Genomic DNA, 17,295 nt, shown 5'->3' with positions numbered 1-17,295 from the left:
GAAGTGGATACCGGTTCGCGCCAGGAAAACGCGTCAAAACAAGAATCCGAAGCCTTCGGCGTCTACGTGCACTGGCCGTTCTGCCTGTCGAAGTGCCCCTATTGCGACTTCAACAGCCATGTCCGCCACGCCGCGATCGACGAGGCGCGCTTTGCGTCGGCTTTCGCGCGCGAGATCGCTGCGACCGCCGAGCGCGCGCCCGGCCGCGAAGTCACCTCGATCTTTCTCGGCGGCGGCACACCCTCGCTCATGCAGCCTGCAACCGTCGGCGCTGTGCTCGACGCCATCGGCAAGCACTGGACCGTGGCGAAAGACGTCGAAGTCACGCTGGAGGCAAACCCGACCAGTGTCGAAGCCACGCGCTTTGCCGGTTATCGCGCCGCCGGCGTCAATCGCGTCTCGCTCGGCGTGCAGGCGCTCGACGATGCCTCGCTGAAAGCGCTCGGCCGCATGCACAGCGCGCGCGAGGCACTCGATGCCGTCGCTATCGCGCGCCGCTCGTTCGACCGTTATTCGTTCGACCTGATCTACGCCCGTCCCGACCAGACGCCGGCGATGTGGGCCGATGAATTGCGTCTCGCGATCGGCGAGGCGGCCGAGCATCTGTCGCTCTATCAATTGACGATCGAAGAAGGCACGCCGTTCTTCGGCCTGCATCAGGCCGGCAAGCTGAAGACGCCGGATGAAGCGGTCGCACGCGCGCTCTACGACGTCACGCAGGAGACCTGCGACAGGCTCGGCCTGCCCGCCTACGAGATTTCAAATCACGCGCGGCGCGGCGCCGAGTGCCGGCACAATCTGGTCTACTGGCGCGGCGAGGAATATGCCGGCATCGGCCCCGGTGCCCATGGCCGGCTCGACATCGACGGTATCAGGCACGCGACCGCCACCGAGAAGCGTCCCGAAGCCTGGGTGATGCGGGTCGAGACCAACGGCCACGGCGTCGTCACCGATGATCTCCTCAACAGCGAAGAACGCGCCGACGAATTTTTGCTGATGGGGTTGCGCCTCGTCGAGGGCATCGACCCCGAGCGCTACCGCGCGCTGTCAGGCCGCTCGCTCGATCCCAAGCGCATCACGCTGCTGCGCGAAGAAGGCGCGATCACGGTGGATGCAACCGGACGCCTGCGCGTGACCAGCAGCGGCTTTCCGGTGCTGGACGCGGTGGTCGCCGATCTCGCGGCGTAGCGAGATCTCGTAGCCCGGATGGAGCGCAGCGCAATCCGGGACGGTCTCGCCACGCGGACAGAACCCGGATTGCGCTCCGCTCCATCCGGGCTACGAAGTGATCAAGCCCCAAAACTCTTCGGCGAGCCCGCCACGGCCACGCCGCCGCCGGTCGTGACCTTCATCACCGCGAGGCCGCGCTCGTTGGTGCCGTCGGCGCGGAAGCGGAACAGGCCGTCGATGCCGGCGAATCCGGAAGGATTGGTGAGCACGTCGGACGAGAAGCGCGTGGTGCCCTGCGTTCGCGCCAGCGCGGCAACCAGGGCGACGGCGTCATAGGCGAGCGTTGCGGTGCGCACGGGCTCGGCGCCGTATTTGGTGCGATAGCGGCCGGAGAAGGCGCGGAAGCCGGCCGGGTCCGGCGCGGCGTAGAGCCCGCCTTGCAAGCTTGGGCTGGCATAGACGCGCGGACTGTCCCACAGGCCGGTGCCGAGCAGCTGGATATTGCGCAAATTCGCACCCGCCGCGCTCATCGCATCGGCGACCGAGACGACGGCGTCGCCATCATCGGCGATGAACAGCGCATCGGCGCTGCCGAGCTGCTGCGCCACGGTCCGGGCCGGCGTGGCGCGATCGGCGCCGTATTTCTCGAACGCGACGATGCGCCCGCCGCGGCGCGGCACCGCCGCCTTCACCGCGGCCTCGACCACGTTGCCATAAGCATTGTCCGGCACCAGAACGGCGACGGAGCGCTTTCCGATGCTGCCGGAATATTCGACGATGCGGTTGACGTCGGACTCCGGCAGGAAGCTCAGCAGATAGACACCGCGGCCGGCGATGCTGGAATCGGTCGAGAACGCCATCACCGGGATGCCACGCGTGCGCGCGATTTGCGCCACCGCAGGCACCGACTGCGCGAACAGCGGCCCCAGGATGATCTCGGCGCCCTCGTCGACCGCCTGCTGCGCACTCGCCTGCGCGCCCTGCGGGCTGCCATTGTCGTCCTTGATCAGGAGCTGGATGTTGGGATTCTGGAACTCGGCCAGCGCCATCTCGGCGGCATTGCGCATCGACTGCGCGGCGAGGCCGGCATTGCCGGATGCCGAGAGCGGCAGGATCACGGCAACCTTCACCCCGCCGGTGCCGGCGGTCGTCGCCTGCTGTGGCGGGCCGGCCGGCTGGGCCGGAGGCGGAGAGGAACTGCTGAACGGATTGGAGAACTGGCTGAGGCTCTGCTGCACGCCGGCGCAGGCCGACAGCAGGGGCGTGCCGAGCAACAAGCCGAGCGCGCTCCGCCGGGTCGCCCCCGATATCAGGGGCCCCTGAACGGGAGACTCCTCCGAAAAGGGAGATCTGGGATCACGTGGGCCCGTCATGACAGTTTCTCTTCTGACCGACCGTCGCCAGCCGGTCACGACATTCTTTCCACGACACCGGCCATGGATTCAGGCATATTGTCGGCAAATAGTTAACTCAAACAAAAGGATAATGCCCGCTTAACGCGGCTTCCTCTCAAGTTCTGGCTAGCTGTCCGCCGTCCATCACCCAGCATCAAGGCGGCGTTTCCGCCGCGAATATGGCGCTGACGCTTCATTCCCTGGGGAATGTGATGCCGAATGGATCACATTCCAGTCCTTCCTTGCCCCTTGCCTCGCCCAGGCACGATCTTTTTCCGGGGACCGGTTCCCAGTCCCGGGGATCATGCCTAAGTTCGTCTGATTATGCGCGCAAAGCCGTCCCCGATAAATACACCCGAGATCACGGAGCCCGCCTCGCGCGGTTTCGCCATCGACGCCCATCGGCTTGCGGCGCCAAAGGCCGCGCCGGGCCTGCATTTGGTCGCGACCCCCATCGGCAATCTCGGCGACATCACGCTGCGGGCGCTGCAGACCCTCGCCGGGGTCGATGTCATCGCCTGCGAGGACACCCGGATCACGCGGCGTTTGACCGAGCGCTACGACATCTCCGCGCAGCTCAAGCAGTATCACGAGCACAACGCGGAAGCGGCCCGTCCAAAAATCCTGGAGCGGCTTTCGCAGGGCGGCTCGATCGCGCTGGTGTCGGACGCCGGCACGCCGCTGATCTCGGACCCCGGCTACAAGCTGGTGCGCGAGGTCTGCGCCGCCGGCCACGCGGTCTACGCGCTGCCCGGCCCGTCCTCGGTGCTGGCAGCGCTGTCGGTCGCAGCGCTGCCGACCGACCGCTTCTTCTTCGAAGGCTTCCTGCCGGCGAAATCGGCCGCGCGCCGATCGCGCCTGACTGAGCTTGCGCGCATCGATGCGACGCTGGTGATGTTCGACTCCGGCAATCGCGTGCAGGACACGCTCGCCGAGCTCGCCGAGATCATGGGGACCCGCGAAGCCGCAATCTGCCGCGAGCTGACGAAACTGCACGAGCAGATTTCGCGCGCGACGCTGCGTGAGCTGGCGCTTGGTGCCGACACGCTGGAGACGCGCGGCGAATTCGTGCTGGTGATCGCTCCACCTGCGGCGGATGCCGAGATGCTGACATCGGATGCGCTCGACCACGTCCTGCGCGAGCAGCTCGCCGCGAACAGCGTCAAGGATGCGGTGGCGCATGCGGTCGCGCTCTCGGGCCGGCCGCGCCGCGAGGTCTATGCCCGCGCGCTCGAGCTTGCCAAAGATCTGCGGGGCGGCGATGGCGAAGACTGAGGCCCCGCCGGAACCCTCGCCCGAGCGCGTCGCCGCCTTCCGCACCGGCATCTCCGCGGAAAGCCGCGCCGCGGCCTATCTCATGGCCAAGGGCTACCGCATCCTCGCCAAGCGCTTCCGCACGCCGCATGGCGAGATCGACATCGTGGCGCGCCGCCGCAATTTGATCGCCTTCGTCGAGGTCAAGGCGCGCGCGACGCTGGACGATGCCGCCTTCGCCGTGACACCGCGCCAGCAGCAGCGCATCATCGACGCCGCACAAGGCTGGCTCGTCGCGCATCCCGAGCATGCGGAATTCGAAATGCGATTCGATGCCATGCTGATTGCGCCGCGGTCACTTCCACGCCATGTGTTGGCGGCATTCGACGCCTCGACCTGAAAGGCAGACCATGAAACTGAACGTCGCCGTCCAGATGGACCCCATCGCCCGCATCAACATCAAGGGCGATTCCACCTTTGCGCTGCTCCTGGAGGCGCAGAAGCGCGGCCACGGCCTGTCCTATTACACGCCCGACAAGCTCTCGATGGTCGGCGAGGAGATCGTCGCTCCCGTCCAGCTGCTCACCGTGCGCGACGAGCCCGGCAACCATTTCACCCTGGGCGAGCCCAGGCGCGAGGCGCTCAACGGTTTTGACGTGGTGCTGCTGCGCCAGGATCCGCCGTTCGACCTCGCCTATATCACCTCGACGCATCTGCTCGAACGCATCCATCCGAAGACACTCGTCGTCAACGATCCCGCCTCGGTGCGCAACGCGCCGGAAAAGCTGTTCGTGATGAACTTCCCGCAGCTGATGCCGCCGACGCTGATCTCGCGCGACCTCGACGAGATCAACGCGTTTCGCGACAAGCACGGCGCCGTCGTCATGAAGCCGCTGCACGGCCATGGCGGCGCGGCGGTGTTCCGCGTGATGCCGCAGGACATGAATTTCGGCTCGCTGTTCGACATGTTCTCGGTGACATTCAAGGAAGCCTGGGTGATCCAGCAGTTCATCCCCGAGGTGAAGCACGGCGACAAGCGCATCATCCTGATCAACGGCGAGTTCGCCGGCGCGGTGAATCGCGTGCCGGCCGCCGACGACCTCCGCTCCAACATGGTGCGCGGCGGCGCGGCGCAGGAGACCGAGCTCACGCCGCGCGAGCGCGAGATCTGCGCCACCGTCGGCCCGGCGCTGCGCGAGCGCGGGCTGTTGTTCGTCGGCATCGACGTCATCAATGGCAACCTCACCGAGATCAACGTGACCTCGCCGACCGGCATCCGCGCCATCGCGCGGCTCGGCGGACCGGACGTTGCCGCAAAGCTCTGGGACGTGATCGAGCAGAAGCGGGCGAAGTAGGCATCGGCCCGTAGCTCGTAGCCCGGATGGAGCGCAGCGAAATCCGGGATCCCACGCCACATTCAACGGCCCCGGATTGCGCTGCGCTCCATCCGGGCTACGTGATGCATTCGCGGCATCACCTCACCCATCACTAACCACGCATTCACCATGACGCGGCGCGCATCATTCGAACGCACGGGCTGCGACTGCGTGAAACTACGGGGCCAGTGGCCGACCGGCTAACGCGACGTTCACCATCTGCCGAAAGACCACAGCGCGGCTGTCGATCGCATTCGGCCTCGCAACACCGCTTATACTTTTACTGCCTACTCATCGACGTTGGGGAACCCGCCAGGTGCGGTTCGAGTGCCCCGCGTAAGAGTAGAAGCGTATGAACACCGCACGCATTGTCGTTCTCGTCATCGCACTGGGCGCCGGCGGCGTCGCTGCGTATCTGGCGAGCGGCTATGACAACAAGCCCGCGCCCGTTCTCCCCGTCGCCGAAAAGCTGCCGACGGTCGAGGTCCTGGTCGCCAAGAACGACATCCAGCTCGGTCAAGCCGTGAAGCCCGAGGACCTGCAATGGCAGGTCTGGCCGGCGGCGACCGCGAGCAGCGCCTTCATCCGCCGCGACAACAGGCCCGAGGCGCAGATCCAGATCGCAGGCTCGATCGCACGCGTGCCGCTGATGCAGGGCGAGCCGATCCGCGAGCAGAAGCTGGTCAAGGCCGACGGCTCCGGCTTCATGGCCGCGATCCTGCCGTCGGGCATGCGCGCCGTCTCCACCGAGATTTCAGCCGAGACTGCCGCCGGCGGCTTCATCCTGCCGAATGACCGCGTCGACATCGTGCTGACCCGCCGCCTGAAGAATCCCGACGGGGCGGCCGGTAACGACCTCATCCTGTCCGAGGCGATCCTGACCAATATCCGCGTGCTCGCGATCGACCAGGCGCCGAAGGAAAAGGACGGCCAGAACGCCGTCGTCGGCAGGACCGTCACGCTCGAGCTCAAGCCCGACCAGGTCGCCACGCTCTCGGCAGCGCGCCAGGGCGGCACGCTGACACTCGCGCTGCGCAGCATCGTCGATGCCAACTCGGTCGACAGCGCGCCCGAGGACCAGGCGAGCAAGCGGTCCGGCGGGGTCAACGTGATCCGCTACGGCGTACAGGCGCGGCAACTGACGTCACAGAAGTGATGGGGATATGATGAACTTTGGGGATGATCGGACGGGCATGCGCATTCGGGGGAATCGCGCGTGCTCGGTCTGGACGGGGACGATGCTGATCCTGGGGCTGCTCGCAGCCCCCGATGTCGTCAGCGCCGCGGATGCGCCGGTCGGCGACCAGGCGCCCATGCAGGCAGCGGATCTCGACGTGTCGCCGGTCGGGACGATTGCACCGGCGAAGACGCGCTTCCTGTCGCTCGGCGTCGGCAAGTCCGCCGTGATCGACCTGCCGCGCGACGTCAAGGACGTGCTGGTCGCCGATCCCAAGATCGCCAATGCCGTGATCCGCTCGGCCCAACGCGCCTATATCATCGGCGGACAGGTCGGCCAGACCAACGTCGTGTTCTTCGCCGCCGACGGCCAGCAGGTGGCCGCCTACGACATCGCGGTGAAGCGCGATCTCAACGGCATGCGCACGGCGCTGCGTCAGTCGCTGCCGGGCGTGCAGATCGAAGGTGTCGGCGACAGCGTGATGCTCACCGGCTCGGTGTCGAGCCCGGTCGAGGCCCAGCAGGCCGGCGACGTCGCCGCCAAACTGGTCGGCGGCTCCGAGAAGGTGGTCAACAACATCGTCGTGCGCGGCCGCGACCAGGTGATGCTCAAGGTCGTCGTCGGCGAAGTGCGCCGCGATATCGTCAAGCAGTTGGGCGTCGATCTCAGTGCCAGCCTGAATGCCGGCACCGCGGTGGTGAACTTCAACAATTCCAACCCGTTCTCGGTCAGCGGCGGACCGATCGTCAGCAACAACGGATTAGGTGTCGCCGGCCTCACCAAGGGCTTCGCGACCGTCAGCGCCACGATGCGCGCGATGGAAAGCGCGGGCGTCATGCGCACGCTCGCCGAGCCGAGCCTGACCGCGATCTCCGGCGAATCCGCCACCTTCATCGCCGGCGGCGAATTCCCCATTCCGTCGGGCTATGCCTGCGATCCCGTCACCCACGTTTGCACTACCCAGATCACCTACAAGAAGTTCGGCATCTCCCTGAACTTTACCCCGGTCGTATTGAGCGAGGGCCGGATCAGCCTGCGCGTGATGACCGAGGTGTCCGAGCTGTCGAACCAGAGCGCCATCACGGTGACCCAGGCGCTGTCGTCGAGCTCGACCAACTCGATCACCATTCCCTCGATCCAGACCCGCCGCGCCGAAACGACACTGGAAATTCCCTCGGGCGGTTCGATGGCGATGGCCGGCCTGATCCAGCAGCAGACCAAACAGGCGATCAACGGCCTGCCCGGCGTCGACCAGGTGCCGATCATCGGCGCGCTGTTCCGCAGCCAGGACTTCGTCAACAACGAGACTGAGCTGATGGTGATCGTGACGCCCTATGTGGTGCGCGCGGTGGCTCAGAAGGAACTCTCCCGGCCCGACGACGGCTTCGCGCCGGCGTCCGACGCCCAGACGGCGCTGCTCGGCCGCATGAACCGCCTCTATGGCATCGCGCGCCGCGTCGATCCGATCGCGGGCACGCCCGGTGATTTCGGCTTCATCATCGACTGATGACGAACGGACGGCTTGGGGAACGGGACAAGAGACGGGGCACGAGGGGATGAAGCGATGACGAAGACCATGGCCGATCGACGTCGCAAGTTGAGCGTGGCGCTGGCACTGACGGGGCTCTCCGTCATGCTGGGCGCCTGCAACACCACCGGCGAGATCGTCACCCAGACGGTGCCGACCGACTATCGTCAGCGTCACCCAATCGCGGTCGAGGAAGCCAAGAAGTCGATCGTGATCTTCGTCGGCAAGGCTCGCGGCGGCCTCTCGGCCGCGCAGCACGCGGACGTCGCCGGCATCGCCCGGGACTGGGTGCGCGAAGGTACCGGCTCGGTCGTCGTTGACGTCCCCGTCAACGCTGCAAATTCGCGCGCGGCGGCAGCGACCTATCACGAGATCCGTTCCGTGCTCGCATCCGTCGGCGTGCCCTCGCGTGCCATCGTCCAGCATCCCTATCGGCCCGAGGATCCCGGACTGCTGCCCACCATCCGTCTGAGCTATTCCCGGATCGCCGCGGTCGCGGGCCCCCGTTGGCTGTGGCCGGAAGATCTCGGCCCCTCCATCCTCGACCCCGGCTACAACGAGAACCGGCCCTATTTCAATCTGGGTTGCGCCAGCCAGCGCAACCTCGCGGCAATGATCGACAATCCGGCCGACCTCGAGCAGCCGCGGTCGGAGACGCCGGCCTACAACGCACGGCGCGACATGGCCTTCGAGCGCTATCGCAAGGGCACGCCGATCGGGACCACCAATCCAGACGCCGACAAGGCCAAACTCAGCGATACAGGCAGATGACACGCGTCCACGACGAAGAAGCGGACGATCCGCAGCACCCCGAGGAACACATTGCGCCGGTTCCTCGCATCTCCGTGCAGGCCTTTTGCGAGACCGAGCAGACGCTCGCCGCGGTGACCGCGGCCGGGCAGGATCGCCGTCTCGCCAAGGCGCACCTCACCGCCAAGGACGGTGGCTTAGCTGCGGCAATCGAAGTCTATGAAACGATGCCGACGCCGAACGTCATCGTGATCGAATCCGACGGCACGCGCGACATCCTCGAGGGCCTCGACGACCTCGCCGGCGTCTGCGATCCCGGCACCCGTGTGGTCGTGATCGGCAATCCCAACGACACCGCGCCGTATCGCGAGCTGGTCCGCCGCGGCGTCAACGACTATGTGGTGGGACCGGTCGAAACGCTCGACGTCGTCCGCTCGATCTGCAGCCTGTTCTCGGCATCCGAAACCATCATCACCGGCCGCGTCATCGCGGTGGTCGGCGCCAAGGGCGGTGTCGGTGCCTCCACCGTCGCGCACAATGTGGCCTGGACCATCGCCCGCGACCTCGCGCTCGATTCCGTCGTGATCGATCTCGACCTCGCCTTCGGCACCGCCGGTCTCGACTACAACCAAGACCCGGTGCAGGGCATCGCCAATGCGGTGCTGTCGCAGGATCGGCCGGACACGGCCCTGATGGAGCGTCTGCTCTCCAAATGCACCGAGCGTCTCAGCCTCCTTGCCGCGCCTGCCACCCTTGACCGCGTCTACGATTTCGGCGCGGAGGCCTTCGATGCGGTGTTCGACACGCTGCGGATGACCACGCCCTGCATCGTGCTCGACGTTCCCCACCAATGGTCGGGCTGGACGCGACGCGCGCTGGTCAACGCGGACGACATCGTGATCGTGGCCGAGCCCGATCTTGCGAACCTGCGCAACACCAAGAACATGCTGAACGTGTTGAAGGCGGCGCGGCCGAACGACCGGCCACCGCTCTACTGCATCAACCAGGTCGGCATGCCCAAGCGTGCGGAGATCGAGGTCAAGGCCTTCGCCAAGACCATGGAGAGCCAGCCGATCGCGGTGATCCCGTTCGACTCGAAGCTGTTCTCGACCGCGGCCAACAACGGCCAGATGATCGCGGAGGTCTCCAAGAGCCACCGCACGACCGAGCTGTTCCAGAACATGGCGAACCGCCTCGCCGGGCGCGGCGAGGTGAAGAAGCCAAAGCGCTCGCTGCTCGGGCCGCTGCTGAAGAAGCTGAAGGGCAGGTCGGGGCGCGGGTCAGCCCCGCATCGCAAAGCGTCGTAACCAAGGCATTCTGACGCGCGCGGTTACTTCTCCGCCCGCTGCTGCTTCTTCACCAGCAATTGCCGAAGCGCCGTGACCTTTGCCGCCGCCTGATCCGGCGGCAGGTCCGCCTTGACGATGGTTTCGGCCTCCGCCTGCTTTCCTTCCAGTCCCAGCACGAGCGCGAGATTGGCGCGCACGCGCGAATCGGCGGGATTGCGCGCGTGCGCCCGGCGCATCGTTTCCTCTGCCCGCGGCAGATTGTTCTGCAGCATGTAGGACAGTCCGAGATTGGACAGCACCGACGGCTCGTCCGGCACGATCTTGAGCGCGGCGGCGTAATATTGCTGCGCTTCCTCGTTGCGGCCGAGCTGATCGAGCGCGGCGCCCTGCGCCGACAGGATACGCCAGTCGGGATCCTCGGGCGAATGCGCGCGGCCGAGGACGTCGAACGCCTGCTGGAAACTGCCGCTGTCGGCGAGCGCGCGGCCGTAGCCGGCGAGCAGCGCCTTGTTGCTGGAATGGGCGAGCACGGCCTGCTCCAGCACCGCGAGCGCCTGCGCGCGCTGGCCGGTCTGGCGCAACGCCTTGCCGTATTCGAGCGCGACGTTGGGATCGCCAGGCTTGGCGCGGTAGCGCTCGCGCAGCGCGTCCATGTCCGGCTTCACGTCCGGCTTGGCGTCGGCCCTGCCAGCCGTGTCCGACTTTCCGCCGAGCGCGCCGGTGATGTCCTCGATGCCAGTGGTCTGACAGCCGCCGAGGGCCAGGATCAGAAGCGCGGAAAACAGATATCTCGCCGGAGGAGAGGCGACGGACAAACGCTTGGACATACTCTGATCACTCGGCGACTGATCAGAGATGCTTACCGATTAACGCTAAAGTCCCGTTAAGGCGGGGAGCTTCCGATAGCTCAGTCGGTGAATTCAGCGCCGAACTCGCAGCCGATGCGCCAGCGCAGGCGGCACTGGCGGGAATAGTCCGGCGCGAAGATGATGGTGAATTGCGGCGGCACTTCCAGGAATTCCGCCACCACTTTCACGCCGCCATCCGAAATATCGGTGATCGTGCAGTCCCGCGGCAGCGAACCCGCGCCAAAATGAATCTTGGCGAGCCGCGTGCACATCCGTCGTTCGCTTCTCCGGCGATTTGCAAGCATTTGAATTGTTCACCCGTTAGACCACGGCCCATCCCGCACCCCTAGGAGTAGCGGACATTCGTTGGGATGTGCTGAGCAGAGCAGCTTGCATTCGAGGCGTAGTGTCTTCGTCGTGTTTACGATCGATTAGGGCCTCCCGGCTCCTGAGTATGTTCCTGTATTGTTCTTGCAAGAACCGGCCCGCTCTGCTACCCCTAATTGTGCAAAAGGGCAGGCTGGTTCGGGCATGGTTCAGCGGGTTTCTACCGTCGCCTTTGAGGGGATCGAGGCCCGCGCGGTCGACGTGCAGGTGCAGGTCGCGCCGGGTCTTCCGGCCTTCGCGATCGTCGGTCTCCCGGACAAGGCGGTGTCGGAGGCGCGTGAGCGGGTCCGCTCGGCGCTGATCGCCTCGGGGCTGGCGCTGCCGGCGCGGCGGATCACCGTCAATCTCGCGCCCGCCGATCTGCCCAAGGAGGGCAGCCATTATGACCTGCCGATCGCGCTTGGGCTGATGGGGGCGATCGGCGCGATCCCGCCGGATGCGCTGACCGGCTTCACCGTTCTGGGCGAGCTTGGCCTCGACGGATCGATCGCGCCGGTGGCCGGTGTCCTTCCGGCCGCGATCGGCGCCAATGTGCGCGAGGAGGGGCTGATCTGTCCGGCAGCTTGCGGCTCGGAAGCGGCGTGGGCGAGCCCGGACATCCAGATCATCGCCGCGAGTTCGCTGATCCAGATCGCCAACCATTTCAAGGGAACGCAGGTGCTGTCGCGGCCTGTGCCGAAGGTGCATGAAGCAGCAAGCTCGCCGCTCGACCTGCGCGACATCAAGGGCCAGGAGAGTGCCAAGCGGGCGCTGGAGATCGCGGCCGCCGGCGGCCATCACCTGCTCATGATCGGCGCGCCCGGCGCCGGCAAATCGATGCTGGCGGCACGCCTACCCTCGATCCTGCCACCGCTGTCACCGGGCGAGTTGCTCGAGGTCTCGATGATCGCTTCTGTTGCCGGCGAGATCGAGGGCGGCGCGCTGACGGCGCGGCGGCCGTTCCGATCGCCGCATCATTCCGCCAGCATGGCCGCGCTCACCGGCGGCGGCATGCGCGCACGGCCCGGCGAGATCTCGCTCGCGCATCAGGGCGTGCTGTTCCTCGACGAGCTCCCCGAATTCGATCCGCGCGTGCTGGATTCGCTGCGCCAGCCGCTGGAGAACGGCGAGGTGTCGGTGTCCCGCGCCAATCACCGCGTCACCTATCCCGCACGCTTCATGCTGGTCGCCGCGATGAATCCCTGCCGCTGCGGCAATGCGTTCGAGCCCGGCTATGCCTGCAAGCGCGGCCGCATCGATCGCTGCACCGGCGACTACCAGGCCCGCATCTCGGGGCCACTGATGGACCGCATCGATTTGCGCATCGAGGTTCCCGCGGTGACCGCCGCCGATTTGATCCTGCCGCCGCCGGCAGAGGGCTCGGCCGAAGTCGCCGCGCGCGTGGCCGCCGCCCGCGACATCCAGCTCGCGCGCTACGCGGATGCCGGCCTGCCGAAGGTTCGCACCAACGCCGAAGCCCCGGCCTCGGTGCTGGAGGAGATCGCCAAGCCGGATGCGCAAGGCCAGAAGCTGCTGCGCGACGCCGCCGAGACGATGCGGCTATCGGCGCGAGGCTATCACCGCGTGCTCCGGGTGGCGCGCACGCTGGCCGATCTCGATCGTGCCGACAAGATCGGCAGGCTGCATCTCGCCGAGGCGCTGTCCTACCGCGCGCTCGCGGAGGATGTGCGGCAGCTGGCGTGAGCGATGCGCCGCCGCAGCTTTCTCGACAACATCACCATGCCCGAGATTGAATCATGACCGATGCGAATGCCTGCACCATCAGATTTGTTCGTGCGTCCCAATATGCCGATTGGCTGAGGTCGTACGAGCTGTGGGTCAACGGGACCAGCGTTGGGAAGCTTGCACGCAACGATTTGTTGGAGATCACGCTGCCGGCCGGCACCTGCACGATCGATGCGAGCATTGATTGGGGCAGGAGCCAGCCGCTCGTCGTTCGCACCAGTCCCGGCCAAACCCTCGAGATCGAGGTCAGGAACAGGTGGGGTGCCTGGGCGGCGCTGTGGGCGATCAGCTTTGGCAAGAACAGCTATTTGGTTCTCACTGAAGTCGAGCGAAAAACCGACAAAAGCGCCTAACCGATCGCGACTCTCATCCTCCGATACCGGCATCAACCCGGCGGTAACGAGTTTCCTTTACGCTCTGCAAACCATAAGGCCCATCAGTTCCCGTACAGGGCCTGGCGAGTAGCGTGTCATGTTGCGTTTCAAGATCCTGGCCTCGGTTGTTCCCCTGTTGGCGGCCGCGGTGTTTGCCCGCAGCGAGATCGGATCGGTCTCGCATCCCTGCATCGCCCTCGGCGACACCTCGGTCGAGCTGACGTCGCTGTTCTGGACCGCCGGCGTGCATGTCGCCTTCACCGATGATCCCGCGCGTGCCACGGTGCGGGTTCAGATCACGGAGGATGCGGACGCGGCTGACTTCGCGGTCGTCGACGACGGCCCCGGTTCGGAATCGGAGTCCTGCCAGGCCAACCCCTCGACGCGCCTGATCTCGATTGCGGCGCAGCCCGTCGACGGCGGTCAGGTGATCTATCTCTCCAGCGAGGGGCCGGCGGATTACCGCGTCTATGTACGCTCGAAGACCTTCTCCCAACGCGAGGCGGCGGCGCTGATCGTCGGCGCCCGCGGCGGCCACCGCCATCTCCAGGCCGCTTCGCTTTGAACCGCCTCGCTTTGGGCCGTTAACACCTCGTCAACCCTGTTTGGAGGCGGTCGCAGGGCCTCAAACTGTTCGCAAGGTCGACGGCACATCGTCGTTGACAGCGAGCACAGCGTTTTTACGAAAAGAGTCGGGTCGGTGGCGATGGATCGGACGTTCCGGATCAAGGTGCGCATGCGCCGCTTCAGGCGACAGTACCCCCGAGTCGCCTTCGCGATCCGCTCCACCATGATCTTTTCGGCGACCTTCGGCGGCGCCTATGGGTTTGTCTCTGGCAGCCGATCCGAGACGTCCGGCTACGATCCCAATGCGTTTGCGATCGGCGTCAGCTTCCTGTTCGCGCTCGCCTGCCTCGGCCTAGCCACGCTCAGCATGCGCCTGCGCTTCGTCAACAAGCGGATGCGTGCGCTGGCTGCCCACAACGAAACGCTGATCGACCGCAATTGGGAGCTGAAGGAAGCGGAAGAACGCGCTCGCAGCCTGTTCGAACAGCAGGGCGATCTGATCGTGCTGCGCGACACGAGCGGCCGCATCACCTTCGCTAACGACGCCTATTGCGCGCTTGCCGGACAGGCGCGCGGCGCCCTGGTCGGCGCGCGCTTTGATTTCGAGGTGCTGGAGCAGGGCGACAGCGCCCGCGAAAGCAACGGCACGCGCATTCACGACCAGAAGATCGCAACCCCGCTCGGCGCGCGCTGGATCGCCTGGCGCGAAGGCTATGTCCGCCTCGACGCCGGCCAACCCGCCGAATTGCAAAGCGTCGGACGCGACGTCACCGACCGCACCGAGACCGAGCGTGCGCTGTCCGAGGCCCGCGACCAGGCCGACGCCGCCAACCGGGCGAAATCGCGCTTCCTGGCGATGGCGTCGCACGAGATCCGCACGCCGCTCAACGGCATCATCGGCATGGGCGGGCTGCTGCTCGACACCACGCTGACGCCGGAGCAGTCGACCTACGCCAAGGCCGTGAAGACCTCCGGCGAAGCGCTGATGGCGCTGATCGAGGAGTTGCTCGACTATTCCAAGATCGAAGCCGGCAAGCTCGATCTCGAGCAGCGTCCCTTCGCGCTCTCGGCCCTGATCGAGGACATCACCGAGCTGCTCGCGCCGCGCGCGCAGGCAAAGCAGCTCGAGATCGCCGCCTATGTCGACGAGCGGCTGCCGCTCGAACTGGTCGGCGACGCCGCGCGGCTGCGCCAGGTGCTGCTCAACCTCGCCGGCAACGCCATCAAGTTCACTGCGAGCGGCGGCGTCGCGCTGATCGTCGAGCCCGGCATCTGGCCGAACGAGATCAGTTTTCTGGTGCGCGACACCGGCATTGGCATTGCACCGGAAGCGCAACAGCGCATCTTTCGCGAATTCGAGCAGGCAGACGAACGCGTCGCCCGCACCCATGGCGGCACCGGCCTCGGTCTCGCCATCAGCGAGCGCATCGTCAAGCGCATGGGCGGCCGCATCACGCTCACAAGCGAGCCGGGCAAGGGCGCGACCTTCGAGGTCGCGGTACCGCTGGTGTCATCCGCCGTCGACGCGGAACCGACGGCGTTCCCGAGTCCTGATCTCACGGGCAAGTCGATCCTGCTGATCGCCGACGGCATCGAGGCCTCGCTGATCGCGCGGCGGCTGGAGCGCTGGGGTGGCCAGACCTGCATGGTGACGGACGCGGCGGTGGCGGAAGCGCTGCTGCCGGAACGCTCATGGCATTCGGTGCTGATCGATCGCGCGCTCGGCGCTGCCATCGCCGATCGCCTCGGCGAAGCCGCACGCAGCCATGCGACGCAGCGCCTCGTGCTGCTGACGTCGGGCTCGCGCCACGAGAAACTCTCGCCGGCCTTCACCGGCTTCCTGGTGAAGCCGCTGCGCGCGGCCTCACTCGCCGCACGCCTCGCGCTGCCCCCGGAGGTCGCCTCGCCCGATCTCGCGCCGGAGCCGTCGGCCCCATCCACGGGCGCGGTAGCGGCGAAAGGCCTGTCGGTTCTCGTCGCCGAGGACAACGAGATCAACGCGCTATTGATGCGCTCGCTGCTGACGAAACTCGGCCACCGCGTCGTCATCGCGATCAATGGCGAGGCCGCGCTGGAATCCTGGCTCGGCGCGGCATCGGCCGGCACGCCCTATGATCTCGTGCTGATGGACATCCAGATGCCGCAGCTCGACGGCATCGAAACGACAAAACGAATCCGTGCGCATGAGGCAGTGAGAGGCGGCCACCACACGCCGATCCTCGCGCTCACCGCCAACACGCTGGTGGAAGATCGCTACGCCTGCTTTGAAGCGGGCATGAACGGGTTTCTGATCAAGCCGCTCGATCGCGAGAAGCTGGAAGAGGCGCTGGCCGGGCTGGCGGCGGCGCGGCAGCTGGCGGTTTGATCCGGATTTCTTGGGAACCCGATCTCGGCCGGCAATCGACAATTGAAATCGACCGCGGCGCGCGTCACCATCCTCTGGGGCATTAAGCAGAGGTTTTCGCATGAACATGCTTTGCCGCCTCGCCTTTGTGATCCTTCTCTGTGGTTCCACCCCTGCCACCGCGGCCGATAGCTCGCAGCTGATCGCCTCGCTCAAGGAAGGCGGCTACGTGCTGGTGTTTCGCCACACCGCCACCGACGACAGCCAAAAGGATGTCTACCCTTTCAAGTTCGACGACATGAGTGGCCCAGCGTCAGCTCAGTGAAAAGGGCCGCGACATGGCGCGCCAGATCGGGACGGCCATCAAGGAACTCGCGATCCCGATCGGCGACGTCTACACGAGCGAGCTGAACCGCGCGATCGAGGCGGGCAGACTGATCTCCGGTCGCGAGGTCAAGCCGGTCGATGCATTGACGGACAGCAGCAACGCGAGCGCGTCTGGCATGGCAAATCCCACCGGTGCCAATGCAAAGGCGGGCCAGGCCGTGCGGCAGCTCGTCGATGCGCCGCCCAAGGCCGGCACCAACACCTTCCTGGTTACCCACAAGACCAACATCGCCGATGCCTTCGGCAAGGAGGCCGGGGACGTGCAGGAAGGCGAAGCTTTCGTCTACCGGGCAAGCACCACCGGTGCGGCGGCTTTCGCAGGGCGCATCAAGCCTGCGGATTGGACCGCGAAGGCAGGCAAGTGAGCCACTTGCCTGCTCCGTACGTCAGCTTCAGTGCGGAGCAGGCCGGGCGCCCAGCATCACCTGCGCGCTCTGGCGGGATGAACCGTTACGCGGCGTGAGCAGCAAACCGCGGCGCGGACAGCTTGGCCGGCGGCGCTGGCGTGCCCTTGAATTTGGTGTCTGCCTGGGCCGCGCGCTTGCAATGCGGGCACACGAAAAGATGCGCGATGATCGGGGCCGGCTCGTCCGCCAGCAGCTCGGAACGGAACCACTTCATCTCGATATGGCAATCCGGGCAGGTCGGTGCTTCCAGCTGCTCGGCAGCGCTTCTGAGACGATCAACCATGGGGCCCGTGTGCGTTTCCGAAAGCCATAACCAAA

At 66.2% G+C, this 17,295-nt stretch carries 16 protein-coding genes and 1 pseudogene; 13 read left to right on the top strand and 4 right to left on the bottom strand.

Features of this window, described 5'->3' with window-relative positions; translation table 11 throughout:
* The first annotated feature begins 3 nt into the window (after positions 1 to 3).
* Positions 4 to 1,188 carry a radical SAM family heme chaperone HemW gene (gene hemW / locus AC0L20_RS08980; RefSeq protein WP_473288512.1) on the top strand — a complete coding sequence of 395 codons (1,185 nt, stop codon included), beginning with the start codon at positions 4 to 6 and terminating at the stop codon, positions 1,186 to 1,188.
* A gap of 101 nt (positions 1,189 to 1,289) precedes the next feature.
* On the opposite strand, the gene AC0L20_RS08975 is transcribed toward hemW, so the two are convergent.
* The gene (locus AC0L20_RS08975; protein ID WP_473288235.1) at positions 1,290 to 2,543 is read right to left on the bottom strand and encodes a penicillin-binding protein activator; all 1,254 of its coding nucleotides are present in this window, start codon (positions 2,541 to 2,543) and stop codon (positions 1,290 to 1,292) included.
* Between the two features lie 345 nt (positions 2,544 to 2,888).
* Here AC0L20_RS08975 and rsmI point away from each other — a divergent pair, with 345 nt between their 5' ends.
* The 7 genes from rsmI to AC0L20_RS08940 all read left to right on the top strand — a co-directional run bounded on the left by rsmI (position 2,889) and on the right by AC0L20_RS08940 (position 9,956).
* A complete protein-coding gene (gene rsmI, locus AC0L20_RS08970; protein ID WP_473288234.1) occupies positions 2,889 to 3,839 on the top strand; it encodes a 16S rRNA (cytidine(1402)-2'-O)-methyltransferase in 951 nt (316 codons plus the stop codon).
* Positions 3,826 to 4,218, top strand: a complete 393-nt coding sequence (locus tag AC0L20_RS08965; RefSeq protein WP_473288233.1) for a YraN family protein — start codon at positions 3,826 to 3,828, stop codon at positions 4,216 to 4,218. The genes rsmI and AC0L20_RS08965 overlap by 14 nt, the downstream gene beginning before the upstream one ends.
* A 10-nt stretch (positions 4,219 to 4,228) precedes the next feature.
* Positions 4,229 to 5,173 carry a glutathione synthase gene (gshB, locus tag AC0L20_RS08960; protein WP_211395035.1) on the top strand — a complete coding sequence of 315 codons (945 nt, stop codon included), beginning with the start codon at positions 4,229 to 4,231 and terminating at the stop codon, positions 5,171 to 5,173.
* A gap of 373 nt (positions 5,174 to 5,546) precedes the next feature.
* Positions 5,547 to 6,350 carry a Flp pilus assembly protein CpaB gene (cpaB, locus tag AC0L20_RS08955; RefSeq protein WP_473288232.1) on the top strand — a complete coding sequence of 268 codons (804 nt, stop codon included), beginning with the start codon at positions 5,547 to 5,549 and terminating at the stop codon, positions 6,348 to 6,350.
* A gap of 10 nt (positions 6,351 to 6,360) precedes the next feature.
* Complete coding sequence (locus AC0L20_RS08950; RefSeq protein ID WP_473288511.1) at positions 6,361 to 7,878, top strand: type II and III secretion system protein family protein; 1,518 nt, start codon at positions 6,361 to 6,363, stop codon at positions 7,876 to 7,878.
* A gap of 57 nt (positions 7,879 to 7,935) precedes the next feature.
* Entirely contained in the window at positions 7,936 to 8,670 is a 735-nt protein-coding gene (locus AC0L20_RS08945; RefSeq protein ID WP_473288231.1) for a CpaD family pilus assembly protein, read from the top strand.
* A complete protein-coding gene (locus tag AC0L20_RS08940) occupies positions 8,667 to 9,956 on the top strand; it encodes a CpaE/TadZ family protein (protein ID WP_106943964.1) in 1,290 nt (429 codons plus the stop codon). Before AC0L20_RS08945 ends, AC0L20_RS08940 begins: the two co-directional genes overlap by 4 nt.
* 23 nt (positions 9,957 to 9,979) lie before the next feature.
* On the opposite strand, the gene AC0L20_RS08935 is transcribed toward AC0L20_RS08940, so the two are convergent.
* Positions 9,980 to 10,765 (bottom strand): tetratricopeptide repeat protein, encoded by a 786-nt coding sequence (locus tag AC0L20_RS08935; protein WP_473288230.1) that lies wholly within the window; start codon positions 10,763 to 10,765, stop codon positions 9,980 to 9,982.
* Positions 10,766 to 10,845: 80 nt separating this feature from the next.
* Positions 10,846 to 11,091 (bottom strand): PilZ domain-containing protein, encoded by a 246-nt coding sequence (locus AC0L20_RS08930; RefSeq protein ID WP_007598461.1) that lies wholly within the window; start codon positions 11,089 to 11,091, stop codon positions 10,846 to 10,848.
* 226 nt (positions 11,092 to 11,317) lie between these two features.
* On the opposite strand from AC0L20_RS08930, the gene AC0L20_RS08925 reads away from it, so the two are divergent.
* The 5 genes and pseudogenes from AC0L20_RS08925 to AC0L20_RS08905 all read left to right on the top strand — a co-directional run bounded on the left by AC0L20_RS08925 (position 11,318) and on the right by AC0L20_RS08905 (position 16,935).
* Positions 11,318 to 12,856: a YifB family Mg chelatase-like AAA ATPase gene (locus AC0L20_RS08925; protein WP_456766938.1), complete on the top strand. Its 1,539-nt coding sequence runs from the start codon at positions 11,318 to 11,320 to the stop codon at positions 12,854 to 12,856.
* Positions 12,857 to 12,909: 53 nt separating this feature from the next.
* Positions 12,910 to 13,251, top strand: coding sequence for a hypothetical protein (locus AC0L20_RS08920; protein ID WP_473288229.1), 342 nt, complete (start codon positions 12,910 to 12,912; stop codon positions 13,249 to 13,251).
* 118 nt (positions 13,252 to 13,369) lie between these two features.
* The gene (locus tag AC0L20_RS08915) at positions 13,370 to 13,837 is read left to right on the top strand and encodes a hypothetical protein (protein ID WP_063992229.1); all 468 of its coding nucleotides are present in this window, start codon (positions 13,370 to 13,372) and stop codon (positions 13,835 to 13,837) included.
* A gap of 141 nt (positions 13,838 to 13,978) precedes the next feature.
* Positions 13,979 to 16,204 (top strand): PAS domain-containing hybrid sensor histidine kinase/response regulator, encoded by a 2,226-nt coding sequence (locus AC0L20_RS08910; protein ID WP_473288510.1) that lies wholly within the window; start codon positions 13,979 to 13,981, stop codon positions 16,202 to 16,204.
* 100 nt (positions 16,205 to 16,304) lie between these two features.
* Positions 16,305 to 16,935, top strand: a pseudogene (locus AC0L20_RS08905) (histidine phosphatase family protein).
* Positions 16,936 to 17,020: 85 nt separating this feature from the next.
* Here the strand turns inward: AC0L20_RS08905 and AC0L20_RS08900 are convergent.
* Entirely contained in the window at positions 17,021 to 17,260 is a 240-nt protein-coding gene (locus AC0L20_RS08900) for a hypothetical protein (protein ID WP_085349253.1), read from the bottom strand.
* Positions 17,261 to 17,295 lie beyond the last annotated feature (35 nt).

The organism is Bradyrhizobium sp. Kon58 (assembly GCF_055807455.1).
This window is presented reverse-complemented; position numbering and strand designations above follow the sequence as displayed.

Coding starts and splice junctions, on each gene's coding strand:
- AC0L20_RS08900 (WP_085349253.1), bottom strand. CDS start 17,260: ATGGTTGATCGTCTCAGAAGCGCTGCCGAGCAGCTGGAAGCACCGACC.
- AC0L20_RS08950 (WP_473288511.1), top strand. CDS start 6,361: ATGAACTTTGGGGATGATCGGACGGGCATGCGCATTCGGGGGAATCGC.
- AC0L20_RS08920 (WP_473288229.1), top strand. CDS start 12,910: ATGACCGATGCGAATGCCTGCACCATCAGATTTGTTCGTGCGTCCCAA.
- AC0L20_RS08925 (WP_456766938.1), top strand. CDS start 11,318: ATGGTTCAGCGGGTTTCTACCGTCGCCTTTGAGGGGATCGAGGCCCGC.
- AC0L20_RS08945 (WP_473288231.1), top strand. CDS start 7,936: ATGACGAAGACCATGGCCGATCGACGTCGCAAGTTGAGCGTGGCGCTG.
- cpaB (WP_473288232.1), top strand. CDS start 5,547: ATGAACACCGCACGCATTGTCGTTCTCGTCATCGCACTGGGCGCCGGC.
- gshB (WP_211395035.1), top strand. CDS start 4,229: ATGAAACTGAACGTCGCCGTCCAGATGGACCCCATCGCCCGCATCAAC.
- AC0L20_RS08965 (WP_473288233.1), top strand. CDS start 3,826: ATGGCGAAGACTGAGGCCCCGCCGGAACCCTCGCCCGAGCGCGTCGCC.
- AC0L20_RS08975 (WP_473288235.1), bottom strand. CDS start 2,543: ATGACGGGCCCACGTGATCCCAGATCTCCCTTTTCGGAGGAGTCTCCC.
- AC0L20_RS08910 (WP_473288510.1), top strand. CDS start 13,979: ATGGATCGGACGTTCCGGATCAAGGTGCGCATGCGCCGCTTCAGGCGA.
- rsmI (WP_473288234.1), top strand. CDS start 2,889: ATGCGCGCAAAGCCGTCCCCGATAAATACACCCGAGATCACGGAGCCC.
- AC0L20_RS08930 (WP_007598461.1), bottom strand. CDS start 11,091: ATGCTTGCAAATCGCCGGAGAAGCGAACGACGGATGTGCACGCGGCTC.
- AC0L20_RS08935 (WP_473288230.1), bottom strand. CDS start 10,765: ATGTCCAAGCGTTTGTCCGTCGCCTCTCCTCCGGCGAGATATCTGTTT.
- AC0L20_RS08940 (WP_106943964.1), top strand. CDS start 8,667: ATGACACGCGTCCACGACGAAGAAGCGGACGATCCGCAGCACCCCGAG.
- AC0L20_RS08915 (WP_063992229.1), top strand. CDS start 13,370: ATGTTGCGTTTCAAGATCCTGGCCTCGGTTGTTCCCCTGTTGGCGGCC.